The sequence below is a fragment of the Myxococcus sp. CA005 genome (assembly GCF_006518205.1).
Classification (GTDB): Bacteria; Myxococcota; Myxococcia; order Myxococcales; family Myxococcaceae; genus Myxococcus; species Myxococcus xanthus.
This window is the reverse complement of record NZ_SRLV01000083.1, coordinates 24,366-39,213: the sequence shown is the minus strand read 5'-3', so window position 1 is coordinate 39,213 and position 14,848 is coordinate 24,366. Positions and strand designations below refer to the sequence as shown.

The window sequence follows — 14,848 nt, the reverse complement described above, 5'->3', positions numbered from 1 at the left end:
CTCCCCCGCCAAGGTGGCGGTGCCCATCCCGGGTGTGCAGCCGGAGCCCTCCACATCCAAGCCCACGCCGCAGAAGGGCGAGACGACGGGCGAGGATCGGCGCAAGCGGCTCTTCGGTGCCTTCGACAAGACGGCCAAGGCGGCGGAGCCCGAGGAGGCGGAGGGCGCCGAGGACGGCGACCCAGACGGAGACTCGGCCACCGCGGAAGGCGAGCGCTACTTCGGCCTGCTCCAGTCGCAGGTCCGCCGCCACTACAGCGTGGCGGACACCATCCCCGAATCCGAGCGGCTGCACCTCAAGGCCATGGTGGCGGTGCGCCTGGGCCGCACGGGTGAAGTGCTGGACGTGAGTCTCACCAAGGCCAGTGGGAACGACCTCTTCGACTCGGCCGTCGTCACGGCCGTGCGCAAGGCCGCGCCCTTTTCTCCTCCACCGGACCATCTCCGGAACGCCCTGCAGAAGAGCGGCGTCAACCTGGTGTTCAACGCCCTATGAAAGCCCTGCTCCTCTCCCTGCTGCTCCTCCTCCCCGTCGTCGCGCTCGCGCAGGCGCCCACCATCGAAATCTCCGGCGCCAACTTCCGCCCACTGCCCGTGGCGGTGCCCGCGCCCCTGACGCAGAACGACGGCGCGAAGGCGTTGGTGGCGCCCTTCGATTCGGCCTTCAGCTTCGACCTGACCGCCTCCGGCATCCTCCAGGTGCTGGACCGCAAGGGCTTCACGGCGGACGCGAAGGAAGGCATGGCCGCGGCCAGCATCAACTTCAGCCGCTGGGCGGACGTGGGCGCCGAAGCGCTCGTGAAGGTGTCGCTGGCGCAGGACGGCGGCGTGCTGCGCGGGGAGCTGCGCCTGTTCAACGTGGGCACCGGCCGCGAGGACCTGAAGGTGTCCAAGGACGCGCCCGCCGACAACGCCTCGCTGCTGGCGCACCGCCTGGCGGACGCGCTCTACCGGCACTTCACTCGCGAGCCCAGCCCCTTCCTGTCCCGCATCACCTACGTGCGCAAGGCGGGCACCAACCGCGACGTGTACGTGGCGGACTGGGACGGCGGCAACGCCCGGGCGCTCACCAAGGGCGGCATCAACATCCTGCCCGCGCTGAGCCAGGATGGCTCGCAGGTCGCCTTCACCACGTACCGCAAGAATCGCCCGGACATCTACGTGCAGTCCCCCGGCGGTGAGGCGAAGGCCGTCATCTCCGGTGGGCAGATGGCCACCGGCGCGGCCTTCTCCCCGGACGGCAAGCGCATCGCGTACTCGCTGGCGGAGGGCGAGAGCGCCCAGGTGTACGTGGCCAACGCGGACGGTAGCGGCGCGCGCGCGCTCACCGACACGCCCTACGGCCTCAACACCAGCCCCACCTGGTCGCCGGATGGCAAGCGCATCGCCTTCGTGTCCAACCGGGGCGGCAGCCCGCAGGTCTACATCATGAACGCGGATGGCACGGGCGTGCGCCGGCTCACCTTCCAGGGCAACTACAACCAGACGCCGGACTGGTCGCCGCGCGGAGACCTCATCGTCTTCACCGCTCGCGACGAGCGCAACGCCTTCGACCTCTTCACCGTCAGCGTGGAGACGGGCAAGGTGACGCGCCTCACGCAGGACCAGGGCAGCAACGAGGAGCCCGCCTTCTCTCCCAACGGGCGGCTCATCGTCTTCACGTCCACGCGCAATGGCGGCTCGCAGCTCTACGTCATGACGGCGGACGGCAACAACCAGCTCCCGCTGCGCACCGAGAAGGGCACGTACCAGACGCCGGACTGGTCGCCGCTGCCGCAGGCGCAGTAGCCCCTGGGACAGGTGGGGCTTGCGCGCCCCACCTGTGGCCCTATCACCAGCAGGGGTGGTCTCGACGAAGAGGGAGCAAGCCGGTGTAGCGTTCCGCGCCCTTCCCTTTCTCGTGAGGCACATGTCGATGAAATCCTGCTGCGCTGTCCTCGTTGCCGCCCTCTTCCTGGGCGCATGTGTCGCGACGAAGCCCTCCGTGACGTACTCGTCGTTCGGCGAGGCACGGCTCGCCGAGGATGCGGCGGTGGTCCAGCGCTATGAGGCGGACTATGAGCGGCGCCACCCCAGCTCCACGTCGATGACGGGAAACCAGTTTCAGATTCCCGTGGCATCAGGTTCGAGCGATGTGAAGGTGCTCGTCGATACCTTCCCTGAAGGCGTTGAGCTCGTGAACGGGAGCATTCGCACGACCGATGGCGCCCCGCACGAGATTCTCGGGAAGCTCTCACTTCGTGCGTCGTCGCACGGCACCCTGCCGAGAGAGAAACTCCTTGAGGAGGCGAAGCAACTGGCCCGTGCGGCCGGCGGCAACGTCGTCATCATGTCCTTCGTCGGCGGAGACCAGGCCGAAGCGAACGGTGTCGTCGGGTACGTCCTCAAGTCCGACCTGGAGCACTACAACCCCAAGAAGTCCCAATCGGGAAAGCTCTCCATCGAGATTTGAGCGCATCCGCGCTCGAGCGCGGCGCAGGCCCCCTGTACACGTGCCGCGCGTTGACAGGCGCAACCAGCTCAGGTCGAGTCCTCCCGCATGAGCGCGCCCTTCCGCAGCCACTGGAGCCTGGACCCCGAAGTCGTCTTCCTGAACCACGGCTCGTTCGGCGCCTGCCCGACAGCCGTCCTCCAGCGACAGTCCGAGCTGCGCGCGCGCCTGGAAGCCGAGCCGGTGCGCTTCCTCCACCGCGAAATCGAGCCGCTGCTGGATGACGCCCGCGCCGCGCTCGCCACCTTCGTCGGCGCGGACGCGGACGACCTGGGCTTCGTCCCCAACGCGACGGCGGGGGTGAGTACGGTGCTGCGCTCGCTGCGCTTCGCCCCTGGCGACGAGCTGCTCACCACCGACCACGAGTACAACGCCAGCCGCAACGCGCTGGACTTCGTGGCGTCGCAGTGGGGCGCCAAGGTGGTGGTGGCGAAGCTGCCCTGGCCAGTGCCGTCCGCGCAGTCGGTGGTGGACGCCGTGCTACCCCATGTCACCCCGCGCACGCGCCTGTTCCTGGTGGACCACGTGTCCAGTCAGACGGCCCTGGTGATGCCGCTGGAGCAACTCGTCGCCGCGTTGCGCGAGCGTGGCGTGGAGACGCTGGTGGATGGCGCGCACGGGCCGGGCATGCTGCCGCTGTCTCTGCGCACGCTGGGTGCCGGGTACTACACGGGCAACTGCCACAAGTGGATGTGCGCCCCCAAGGGGGCCGCGTTCCTTCACGTCCGGCGCGACCTCCAGTCCGCCATCAAGCCCCTGTCCGTGAGCCACGGGCACAACTCCCGGCGGACGGACCGTTCCCGCTTCCGGCTGGACTTCGACTGGACGGGGACGCACGACCCTTCGGCCGTGCTCTGCGTGCCCGAGGTGATTCGCTTCATGGGCGGGCTGCTTCCCGGCGGCTGGCCGGAGGTCATGGCCTCGAACCGGGCCAAGGTGCTGGCGGCGCAGAACCTGCTGTGCGCGCGGCTGGGCACCCAGCCCACCTGCCCCGAGGACATGGTCGGCAGCATGGCCACGGTGACGTTGCCGGACGGCTTCCCCGAAGTCCCCCAGCCCCCGCTCTACGTGGACCCGCTCCACCTGCGCCTGTTCGACGAATACCGCATCGAGGCGCAAATCACCCCCTGGCCCCGTCCGCCGCACCGGCATGTGCGTCTCTCCGCCCAGCTCTACAACACCCCCGCCGACTACCAGGCCCTGGGCGATGCTTTGGAAGCGCTGCTGCGTTGAGTAGGCTGCCGCGCATGTCGCGTTTCGCCACCATCGATGTTGGCAGCAACTCCGTCCTCCTGCTCGTCGCGGAGCGCACCCCGGAGGGCCGTTTCGAGGCCGTGCGGGAGCGCGCGGAAATCACCCGCCTGGGCAGGGGCGTGGATGCGACGCGCAAGCTCTCCGCTGAAGGCATGGAGGCGACGCTCCAGGTGCTGGAGTCCTTCGCTCGCGAGGCGCGCGAGCTGGGCGCCGAAGGCATCGCTGTGTCCGCCACCAGCGCCGCGCGTGACGCGGAGAACGGCGCGGAGTTCCTCGCCGCCGCGAAGGCGCGCGCGAATGTGACAGTGGAAATCATCTCCGGTGCCATGGAGGCGGAGCTGTCCTTCGCCGCGGTGCACTCGGACTTCGCGTCGGACGCGGCGGGCCCTCTGCTGGTGCTCGACATTGGCGGCGGCTCCACGGAGTTCATCTACGGCAACCGTGGCGGCCACGTGGACTTCCGGCACAGCTTCGACGTGGGCGCGGTGCGCATGACGGAGCGCTTCGTCGGCGCTGACCCGATGACGTCCGAGGACCGCGCGCGTGTCGAAGCCCACCTGCGCGACACCTTCCGCGCCCTCCCCGCCCCGCCGCCCGGCGCGGCCCTGGTGGGCGTCGCGGGCACGGTGACGACGCTGTACGCCGTGCAGCACGCCATCCACCCTTACGTCGCGGAGCAGGTCCACGGCGGCACGCTGTCCGTGGGCCAGCTGTCCGCCCTCGCGGACCGGCTGTGCGCCATGCCGCTGGAAGCGCGGCGTGCCCTGCCCGGCATGCAGCCCAAGCGCGCGGACGTCATCCCCGCGGGTGCCCTCATCTTGCTGGAGTCGGTGAAGGCGCTGGGACTGGATGCCTGCCGCGTCAGTGACAGGGGCCTGCGCTGGGGTCTGCTCGCGCACCGCTTTGGAGCCGGAGCCACCTCTTCATGAACGCCCAATCCGCGGCCTCACCGGCCGCGTCCGCCGTGCCCGCCAGCAACGCGGGTTATGCGCTGCTCATCCTCACCCTCATCAACCTGGTCAACTACCTCGACCGCTACATCGTCGCGGTGGCGCTGCCAGACATCCAGAAGGAATTCGGCATCAACGACACGCAGTCCGGCCTGCTGGGCACCATGTTCATCGTGGTGTTCATGCTGGCCTCGCCGCTGGGCGGGTTCCTCGGGGACCGCTACCCGCGGCGGCTGCTGGTGGTGGGCGGCGTGGTTCTCTGGAGCCTGGCCACCGGGGCCAGCGGGCTGGCCACCTCGTTCGGCGCGTTGCTCCTGGCCCGCGCGGTGATTGGCATCGGCGAGGCCGGCTACGGCGCCGTGGCGCCCAGCATCATCTCCGACTTGTACCCGCGCACGCAGCGCACGCGGATGCTGGCGTTCTTCTACATCGCCATCCCCGTGGGCGCCGCGGCGGGCTACGGCCTGGGCGGGTGGCTGACGCAGGCCTACTCGTGGCACGTCGCCTTCTTCGCGGGGGGCGTGCCCGGGCTGATTCTGGGCGCCATGGCCTTCTTCATGCCGGAGCCCCAGCGCGGCGCCATGGATGGGCCGGACGCGCAGGCGAAGCTGCCCTTCATGGTGGGCCTGAAGGGCTTGGCGCGGAACTCGGCCTTCTGGGCGGTGACGGCCGGGTACACGCTGATGACGTTCTCCATTGGCGGCCTGGGCTTCTGGATGCCCACGTACCTGGTGCGCGAGCGCGGCCTGGCGCAGGACAGCTCGGGCTTCATCTTCGGTGCGATTACTGCGGTGGCCGGCCTGCTGGGGACGGTGGCGGGCGGCTGGCTTGGCGACAAGCTGGACCGCAAGCGCGAGGGCGGCGGACTGTGGATGTCCGGCATCGGCCTGATGCTGGCGGCCCCGTGCATGTACCTGGCGGTGAGCCTGAAGGCCGTGGGCCCCACCTTCGCGGCAATCGCCCTGGCGCAGTTCCTCATCTTCCTCAACAGCGGCCCCATCAACGCGGCCATCGTCAACTGCGTGCCGCCCGCGTTCCGAGCCTTCGCCATGGGACTGAATGTGCTGTGCATCCACCTGCTGGGTGACGCGATTTCACCCACGCTCATCGGCACCATCGCGGACGCATCCAGCCTGCACACCGCCATCGCGGTGAATGCCCTGCCCGTGCTCCTCGGCGGCTTCGCGCTGCTGCTGGGCGCCCGGCTGTTCCGTGAAGCAGTGCCCCTCGCGCGTCAGGGCTGAGCGGCGGCATCCAGCCTTGGCCGGTACTCGTCGGCCAGGCGCTCCATCTCCAAGGCCAGCCGCTCGCCATCCGCGAGCAGCAGGCGCTTGAGGCGCGCGCGGTTGCCCAGCGTGAAGAACACGCGGATGTCGCGCTGGAGCGACTCCCAGCGCTCGGCGAAGTAGAGGGTGAACAGCGCCAGCGGTGGCACAGCGAGGAAGACGGCCACGGACAGGAGCGCGCTTCCCCACACCGCCGCGGCGGCTGTCAGCACGCCCCACCACACCAGCGCCACCACGAAGGCGGTGAGGAACTTCACCGTGGCCTGCACGTCCAGTTCGGCGTTTCGGCTGGCGAGCCGAGGTAACTGGTAGGGCAGCCAGAACAGGCCCAGCCCCAGGGCGAACAGCGGCAGGCCCAGCGCCAGCGCCAGCACGTTCTTCACCACGAAGGGCACCACGTTCCCCGGCCGGTACACGAGCGCCAGGTCCTCCAGCCCCGTCGCCTGCACCAGCGCCATGCGGTGCCGGAAGCCGGCGAGCTGCGCGCGCAGGGACTCGAAGCGCTCCGGCTCCTGCGCGCGGAACATCTGGACGCCGCGCGCCCACAGTCGCAGGCGCTCCGCATCGAGCGCCCCACCCTGCTTGAAGGCGAAGAGCTGCTCGGCCAGTTGCGCCAGCGGGAGGTCCGCCCACTGCTCCAGGTTGAGCGTCACTGCGCGAAGCCCGCTGGCGATGCGCTCGGTGAGGGCGCGGACGGCATCGGGTTCCGCCGCGGCGTCCGCGGGCAGGAAGTCCTGCACGTCGATGGCGGGCCCCACGTCGATGAGCACCTCGCTGCGGAACACGTGCTTCTCCGCGTAGGTGAGCCCCACGGGGACGATGCGCACCGGAGCCCCCGCCTTCGCCGCGCTCACGGCGATGCGCGCCGCGCCCGTCTTCAGCTCGGCGAGCCCAGGCTCGGAGTGGCTCTTGCCCTCGGGGAAGATGGTGATGGCGCGCCCCTGCACCAGCGCGCCCTTCGCGGCCTCCAGCGTGCCCTCGTTGCCGCCCATCTTCGCCGGGTCATCCTGCTTCCGGTACACCGGCAGCGCGTCCAACCCCTTCAACAGCCAGCCGATGACGGGCATCCGGAACAGCGGCGCCTTCGCCAGGAAGGTCACCTTGCGCCGCGTGAGGATGAACACCAGCGCCGGGTCGATAAGGCCGTTGGGGTGGTTGCCCACGAAGAGCACCGGGCCGTCCGGCTCCAGCGCCGGGGCATTCACCTTCACCCGGTAGAAGAGTCGGAGACACAGCGCCACCACCGCACGCACGAACGCGTAGAACACGGAGGAGACTGTACTCCACGTCTCAGGGATACCGGTCCACCACCTGGATGACGCCGGTGTTGTCCTGCACCACAGAGAAGCCCTTCATCGGGCTCGGGTAGGCAATCAGGCCCTCGCCGTCCTTGTCCCAGCGCGAGTCCAGGAGGATGCCGCAAAAGGGCACCGACATCGCCCCGGACTCCGGCAGGAAGATGCGGTCATACCGGCCGAAGACGCGGTGCTTCGTCACGTACAGGCGGCCACCGATGCGCGCGCCGGGGAGTTGCTGCTCTCCCTGCTCGCGTGGCAGCGCAATCACGAAGCTGTAGTTGTAGCGCGCCGGGCCCGGGTGGTCCTGGATGGCATCCACAATGACGGGGACCTTGTCCCCGGGCTTCAGGCCCAGGCGCTCCATCTGCAGCAAGGCGCCCCGGGGGCACGTTCCCTCCGGAGGCATCCACTTGGGCCGCGCCGGCCCCTGCGCGGACGCGGAGGTGGTCCGGCAGCCCGCCGCCACCAGGAGCCCCAGGCCCACCACCGTCCACCGTGGCCAGCGCATGCGCACCATCGCCTCCCTCAGAACGTCCCGATGCTGAAGTGGAACTGCGTGGTGGCCTCGTTCACCGACTCGTCCGGGTCCAGGTTGAAGCCCACGTCGAAGGCCAGCGGCCCCACGGGCGTCACGTAGCGCAGGCCCGCGCCCGCCGTGTAGCGCAGCCGGCCCGGGTCGAACTGCGTCCGGTCCAGCCACAGGTTGCCCGCCTCGAAGAAGAGCCCCAGGTCCACGGAGGACAGGGCCGGCAGGCGCAGCTCCGCCTTGCCCAGGGTGAAGAGCTCGCCACCCTGGCTCGCGGGGACCTGCCCGGCGAGCACGGCCTTCAGCTCAGCGGAGCACCCCGACGGCGAAATCAGCGCACGGCAGTCACGCAGCCGCTGCTGCAACGCGCCGCGGACGTCCTCCGGTAGCACACCGTCCTCACGGAAGCCGCGCAGGCTGGACGAACCACCCAGGTAGAACAGCTTCGAGCCAATGGCCTGCGCCTGCTCCTCCAACGGGATGATGGTGCCCGCGCGCGCGGACAGCGCCACGCTCGCCCGCCGTCCCAGCGGGATGTAGCCACTGAGGCTGCCCGACAGCTTCACGCCGTCGATGGGGTACGCATCCACGCGGTTACCCGCCACGTCCGTGGGACGCACGCTCAAGCCACGGGTGAACTCCGCGCTGGAGACGAGCACCACGCCCCTGCGCGGGTTGGCCGGGTCATCCCGGAAGTCGAGCGTGACAGAGGGGCGCAACGAATGCAGCGCGAAGTCGCCGAACGGGTAGCGCAGCCGCTCCCGGTCGGCACGGTTGAGCAGCTCCAGCACGCCCGCGCGCGAGCGCAGCCGGTTGTTCTCCACTTCGTAGGACAGCGACAGGTTGAGCCACGTCGCCGCGGCCCAGTCCATGGCGGCCGCCGCCGCGAACCGCGAGGACACGTAGGAAGGCCGGTGGATGCGCTCGCCAATGAGGTCCAGGCGGGCGCCCACCTGCAGCGGCAGCAGGAAGAACAGCCGCGGCTGCGCCAGCGCGAGGTTGCCCCGGCCTCCCAGGCCATTGAGCCCCTGGAGTTCCACGTCACATCCCGGAGCGGGACCGCCACCGGGCACCGTCTGCTGGCAGGCGATGCGCCGGTCCCGAGACAGCGCCTCCGCGCTCCAGCCCGCGTAGTTGATCTTCCCGCGCGCCAGCAGGCTGAGCCCCAACCCGTCCAGGTTGCGGTAGGCCGTGTCGAGCGTGATGCGGGGACCGTCCACCAGGAAGTAGCCGCCGGACACCTGGCCATCCAACCGGGGCCGCTCCTGGACCGTCACCAGCACGTCCTTGGTGTCCTCGCGCCGGGTGGGGTCCGCCAGCGCGATGTCCACCTGACGGAACACGCCCAGGCGCGCCAGGCGGCGCTGGCCCTCCGTCAGCTCATCCAGCGCGATGGGCTTGCCCTCCTCCACCGCGAGGTTGGCCAGCACCAGGTCCGGGTCCGTGCGCGTCAGGCCCTGCACCAGAATCTTCCCGACCTTCACCTGCGGGCCCGCGTCCGCGCGGAAGATGACGGTCGCCTGCGTTCCGTCCTCGCCCACGCCCGTCTCCGTGGTGACGCGCGCGAAGAGGTAGCCCTGCCGCCCCAGCTCCTGCTCCAGCTCCTGCTCCAGCGCCTGCCGCGAGGACTCCACCGTGTCGAAGCTCAGCGGCGCGCCCTCGCGCATGCGCCGGCCCATGACCCAGGCCGTCAGACCCGGTGGCACGCCCTCGAAGTCCACTTTCACCAGGCGCGCCTGGGGCCCCTCCTCCACGTCGAAGTCCGCGACCGCCGTACGCCCCACGACATCCACCGTCAGGCCCCGGAACGCCACCACCGCGGAGAGGAAGCCCTGCTCGCGGTAGGCCTCGTTCATGGCCTCCACGGCCTCCAGCCACGCATCCTCCACGTACACGGTGGACGCTGGCGGCGGCGGCGCGACGCCCGGGAGCTCCAGGCCGTGACGTCCCTCGGTGTTCAGCGGGTCGTCGAGCATCCGCAGGTCCAGCTCCGGCCGCGTCATGCCCGCCAGCACCTGCTCCGCGAGCAGCGCGCGCAGCGTCTCCACCGGCAGCCCGCGGTTGCCGTGGAAGCGCACGTCGGCCACGCGCAGCGGGTGCCCCTCCTCCACGTCGAACACCAGCGCCGCCACCTCGCCATCCGGACGCAGCACCTCGCGGGGCCGCACGCGCACGTCGTGGAAGCCGCGGTAGCGGTAGAAGGCCTCCATGCGTCGCGCGAGCCGGCCAGCGACGACCTCGTCCATGGGCTCCGAAACGTCGTGCGCCAGCACGCGCTCCAGCACACCGTGGGGGAAGTGGCGGTTGCCGTGGAAGCGCACCACATAGCGAGGCCCCGCCATCAGGGGCACCGCCACCGACGCGAAGCTGCCCTCCACCAGCACCGCCGGCGCTCCCACCTGGGCGCGCCAGTAGCCCTCGCCACGCAGCAAGGTGCGCAACTCCTCCAATGAGCTGGACAGGCGCGCCCGGTCGAACACCTGCCCCGGATGCAGCGCCAGCACCTCCAGCAACCGGGACAGCGGCAGGCCAGGGCTGCCGGAGAAGGTCACCTGCCGCACCCGCGTGGGCAGGCCTTCGTCCACGGTGAGCACCACCGCGATGCCATCCGTCACCGGCTCCTGCGTCACGGAGACTCTCGTCGAGTCGTACCCCTTGCGCTGATACGCCTGGAGCACGGACGACACCGCGCCCTGCAGCTCCTCCGCCTCCAGCGGCCCGCCCTCCAGCAAGCTGCTGGCCTCCAGCAGCTCCCCGTCCGACAGCACGGAGTTGCCTTCGAAGCGGAGCCGCGCCAGCCGCGACACGGGCGTGAGCTGGAACATCAGCCGCACCCCGCCTCGCACCGGCTCCGTGCGCGCCACCACGTCCGTGAAGCGGCCCGTGGCCCACAGCCGCTCCACCGAGCGCCGCACCGCGCCCGGCGTCAGCGTCTGCCCCTTGCGCACCGCCACCAGGTCGCTCAGGCCCTGCGCGTCCGCGCCTCCGGGCAGGTGCAGCTCCACGGCGATGACCTCGGCGCCGAAGCCAACGCCGTCGTCCGCCTGCGCGCGCGCCACGCCCGGCACGAGGACGCAGAGCACCAGCGCCAGCACCGCGAGGGCCCGGACTACTCGACCTCCCAGCTCAGCTTCAGCTCGAGTCCGAGGTTTCCAAACGAGGCTTCGTTGTTCTCGTTGTCCCACTGGGCCTGCGCGGAGAGTCGGTCATCGAAACGGTACTCGGCCCGCGCCCGCGTGCCGCGCCCGCTCACGGGTTGAGTCATACCGATTTTAAGCTGCTCGCTCAGGAACTTCGACTCCAGTTGCGCGGTGGGCTCCGCTTGCCGGGTGGCGTCGTTGTAGGTGGTCGAAATCTGCAGGGACAAATCCCTCAACACCGGATTGCTGGGCAGGAAGCGCTGGAGCTGCCGGTCCAGGCCCGACACGTTGAAAAGGGCCTCGGCCGCCAGGCCGGCGCTCGCCGAGGCCGCGGTATCCTGGTCTGACGAGGTGAACCCCAGAGTGAGGAGCGAGACGATGTCGCCCTCCACCAGCGCCGGCTCCGAGGAGAGGAGAATCTGCGGGTCCGCCGGCTTGCCGAAGGCGTGCAGCTTCACCACGTACTCGCGCACCTGCGTCTGGGCCTGGACCTCGAAGACAGGGTCGATTTGCGTGGGGTCCTGGAATTCGAGCTGCCCTTGACTGATGGTGAAGGGGTTGTTCCGGAAGAAGGCCTGGCTGCCCTCGGCCAGCTCCACCCGGCCCAGCAGTCCCGGCCGCAGGTCCGTCCCCGTCAACCGCACGTCCCCCAGCAGGCGGGCCTTCGCCAGGTTGTTGTCCACGCGGACGTCGCCGAAGTGGACGTTCACATCCCAGATGACCCAGGGCTTCGGAGGCTCACCGGACGACGACAACGAGCCCGCCGCCAGGTGGGTGGTGCGCTTCTGCATCGTCTTCAGCAGCGCATCCACGTCCAGCGCCTTCTGGTAGCGCATCTTCACGATGTCCATGCCACCGGTGACGGTGAAGCCCTTGGGCGGACCAATCACTTGGAGCAGGCCGGAGAAGGTCGCGGGCAGGTCCTCCGTGAGCCGGTAAGGCACCTCGTCCAGTTGGATGGTGAGGCCCAGCCGCTGCGGCAGGAAGCGCTCCAGCCGCACGTCGCCGCGCGCGGACACGCGGCCGTCGTTGAGCTGGCCCTGCAGGTGCTCCACGAGCACGCGCTGGCCCGTCATCTCCACGCGTCCGGCCATGTTGCGCACCTGGACGGGCCAGTCCCGCAGCGCCAGCCGCATGTCGAACAGCTCCGCGGAGCCCACCACGGAGGGCTTCTCCAGCGTCCCGGAGGCCTCGGCGTCCACGGTGATGCGCCCGGAGGAGCGCTCCACCATGGCGGGCATCAACGACTCCAGCAGGCGCAAATCCAACCCGCCCCGCAGCGTCACGTTCAGGCCGCGCGGGCTCATCCACCCGCCCAGCGACAGGTCCACGTGCTGCCCCGTGAAGCGGAAGGGCTGCACATCCGTCCGCCCGGCCGCGTACGCCAGCACGATGGGGCCCGCGTTCTCCCCGCGCAGGTCGTCGCGGGAGAGGACCAGCCGCTCCACGGTGGCGTTCACCTGCGAGCCCGCGGGCTCCAAGAGCAGGCCCTTGGCGCTCACCGTGCCCGACAGGGACCCGCTGACGCCCGCCCACAGCGGCGCGTCCGGCAGCAGCGGGCGAATCTCCGGCAACGAGAACGAGCCCTGGGCTTCATAGGGCCAGTTCTCCTGCACCTTCATGCGGATGCGGCCGGTGGCGTCCCCGAAGGGGTGGCCCCACACCTCGAAGTTCTTCCCCACCATGCGCCCGGTGAGGTCCATGGCGCCCAGGTTCCGCTCGGCGAAGGTGACGCGCGGCGCGCGCAGCGTGACGTCCACCACCGGCACGTCCGCGGTGCCCGACACGACGCCGTCCATCACCATGGTGCCCTCGATGCCCATGCGCTCGGCGAGCTCCGGGTCCACCGCCTCGGCCAGCGACAGACCGTCTCCGCCGAAGCGGTAGTCCAGCCCGCCCTCGAACGTGAAGGTGCCCTCTGCCCAGGTGCGGCCCAGCGGCCCCGTGAGGGTGGTGCGCTCCAGCACCATCGCCTTGCCATCCACGAAGCGCAGCCGCGCCGCGCCGTCACCCATGCGCCGGCCCAGGTAGGTGGTGTCCTTGACGTCGAACGCCACCAGCCCCTCCAGCTTCTCCACGGGGCTGTCCACCTCCACGCGGCCGGTGGCCGTTCCACCCAACGTGCCCTGCATCACCGCGAGCGACGGACTCAGGCCCGCCACCACGTCCACCAGGTCCTCGTTGCGCCCCTGCGGGACGTTCACCTCCAGGCGCAGGTTGAGCAGCCGCCCGAAGGACACGCCCGCCTTGCCGTAGTACTGCGTGCGCCCCTTCTGACCGGAGAAGGCGGGGAACGTGAGCAGGCTGTCCTTGTAGGCCAGCTTCCCCTGCATCACCCCCAGCGACAGGTTCCAGAACTCGAAGTCGCGGAAGGACAGCCCCGCCTCCACCTTCACGTCCGACGCGGGTCCGGTAATCGCGTAGGTGGCGTGGCCCCGTCCGGCCCAGGGCAGGCCCGCGATGTGGCCAAAGTCCGCCAGGTCCACGTCACCCTGCCCATGGATGTCCAGGCCCAACCCGCCCGCCAGCAGGAGCACGACGTCGCCCGTCACGCGTGAGTGGCCCACCTCCGCGTTGACGTGGCTGAAGGCCACGCGGTCCGCCTGGAGCTTCACCTGCGCCTGCGCGCGGGCCTTGTCGAACTCCAGAATCGTGAGCCCGTCCTTCGGCTGCGTGTCGAACGCATGCGTGGCCAGCACGAACTTCCCGGTCCGCAGGTCCAACGGCCCCGACAGGGAGAAGCGCGGCAGCAGGTTGCCGGACAGCCGCGCGTCCAGCGAGGCCGGGAAGTCCACCCAGGAGCCCTTCACCCCCGCCCGGTCCAGGATGCGGCCCAACGACGCGTCCTCCGTCGTCAACGACACCTCCAGCGGGAAGTTCGGCGTGAGCCCCAGCCGCCCCGTCGCGCGCACCTTGCCCGCGCCCACGGGCAGGGTGAGCTCCTCCAGCCGGACGTCTTCACCCGAGTACGACAGGCGCGCGTGCAGGTTCGTCGGGCCGAAGTCCCCGTAGCCCAGGCTGTTGCCCGACAGCTCCAGCGACACCGCGGGAGACGCCACCTTCCCCGCGATGGACACACGCGACCAGAGGTGCCCCGTCGCGGGGCTGGGAATCAGCCGCGCCTGGTAGAGCGCGCGCAGCGGAAGGAACACCTGCGCGTCCAGGGCCAGCCGCGGCGCGCACAGCGAATCCACGCGGCCGGACACCGTGGTGGTGATGTCGTCCAGCGACACCTCGGCGCGCTCCAACTCCAGCAGGGCCTCGTCCGGGTCCAACGCGCCCGCGATGACCAGCTGCCCCAACGCCAGCTCACGTCCGTCCGGGCCCAGGCGCACCCGGCCGCGCCGGGCCTCCACGTCCAGCTCGATGACGCCCCACTGCTCGTCCCAGCGAACGTCCAGTTCGTCCACCTCCACGCGCCGGCCCTCAGGCAGCGCCAGGCGCAGCTCCGCGCCGGAGATGTCGAGCTTCGCCACGCGCAGGTGCTCGAGCGGCTCCAGGAAGCAGAAGTTGGACTTGGGCTCCGACGGCGACGAGGGCTGCGACAAGTCCAGCGCCACGCGCGGCCGGGATGCCTTCACCTGGGCCAGCGTCAGCCGGCCCTGAAGCGGCTGGAGAAAGCCGAGCTGCACCTCCGCCCTGTCCACGGCCACCAGCGGCGAATCCGTGCCGGGGAGGAACAACGAGAAGCCGTGCACCACCACGCGGGAGCCCAGCGGGTCCAACTCGCAGCGGCCGAGCCCCACGTCCAGGCCCAGCACGTCTGGCAGGTGTCGGCGGCCCAGCGTGCACGCCACCTCCCAGGTCTCCGGCATGCGCAACAGGAGCACGCTCCCCGACAAGACGAGGAGCACCAACAGCAGCGCCCTGCGCGCACCGTGGCGGCTCTGAGAAGACAAAGCC

At 70.3% G+C, this 14,848-nt stretch carries 10 protein-coding genes; 6 read left to right on the top strand and 4 right to left on the bottom strand.

Annotated features, from left to right (window positions below):
* From FMQ63_RS28860 to FMQ63_RS28835, 6 genes are all read left to right on the top strand, one after another.
* A partial coding sequence (locus tag FMQ63_RS28860) for an energy transducer TonB (protein WP_141276798.1) occupies positions 1–496 on the top strand: 496 nt, incomplete at its 5' end.
* Positions 493–1,788 (top strand): Tol-Pal system beta propeller repeat protein TolB, encoded by a 1,296-nt coding sequence (gene tolB, locus FMQ63_RS28855; RefSeq protein ID WP_011555707.1) that lies wholly within the window; start codon positions 493–495, stop codon positions 1,786–1,788. The genes FMQ63_RS28860 and tolB, both read left to right, overlap by 4 nt.
* Before the next feature lie 121 nt (positions 1,789–1,909).
* Complete coding sequence (locus FMQ63_RS28850) at positions 1,910–2,452, top strand: hypothetical protein (protein WP_020478392.1); 543 nt, start codon at positions 1,910–1,912, stop codon at positions 2,450–2,452.
* 87 nt (positions 2,453–2,539) lie between these two features.
* A complete protein-coding gene (locus tag FMQ63_RS28845) occupies positions 2,540–3,724 on the top strand; it encodes an aminotransferase class V-fold PLP-dependent enzyme (RefSeq protein WP_011555709.1) in 1,185 nt (394 codons plus the stop codon).
* Positions 3,725–3,738: 14 nt separating this feature from the next.
* Entirely contained in the window at positions 3,739–4,674 is a 936-nt protein-coding gene (locus FMQ63_RS28840; RefSeq protein WP_011555710.1) for a Ppx/GppA phosphatase family protein, read from the top strand.
* Positions 4,671–5,939 carry an MFS transporter gene (locus FMQ63_RS28835; protein ID WP_011555711.1) on the top strand — a complete coding sequence of 423 codons (1,269 nt, stop codon included), beginning with the start codon at positions 4,671–4,673 and terminating at the stop codon, positions 5,937–5,939. Before FMQ63_RS28840 ends, FMQ63_RS28835 begins: the two co-directional genes overlap by 4 nt.
* Here the strand turns inward: FMQ63_RS28835 and FMQ63_RS28830 are convergent.
* Genes FMQ63_RS28830 through FMQ63_RS28815 form a run of 4 tightly spaced genes read right to left on the bottom strand, consistent with a single transcriptional unit; the run spans position 5,930 to position 14,844 of the window.
* Positions 5,930–7,249, bottom strand: a complete 1,320-nt coding sequence (locus FMQ63_RS28830) for a lysophospholipid acyltransferase family protein (protein ID WP_011555712.1) — start codon at positions 7,247–7,249, stop codon at positions 5,930–5,932. The genes FMQ63_RS28835 and FMQ63_RS28830 overlap by 10 nt on opposite strands.
* A gap of 22 nt (positions 7,250–7,271) precedes the next feature.
* Complete coding sequence (locus tag FMQ63_RS28825; protein ID WP_225909474.1) at positions 7,272–7,787, bottom strand: hypothetical protein; 516 nt, start codon at positions 7,785–7,787, stop codon at positions 7,272–7,274.
* A 17-nt stretch (positions 7,788–7,804) separates the two neighbouring features.
* Positions 7,805–10,900, bottom strand: coding sequence for a POTRA domain-containing protein (locus FMQ63_RS28820; protein ID WP_011555714.1), 3,096 nt, complete (start codon positions 10,898–10,900; stop codon positions 7,805–7,807).
* Positions 10,901–10,914: 14 nt separating this feature from the next.
* Positions 10,915–14,844, bottom strand: a complete 3,930-nt coding sequence (locus tag FMQ63_RS28815) for a translocation/assembly module TamB domain-containing protein (RefSeq protein ID WP_020478393.1) — start codon at positions 14,842–14,844, stop codon at positions 10,915–10,917.
* Between the last annotated feature and the right edge of the window lie 4 nt (positions 14,845–14,848).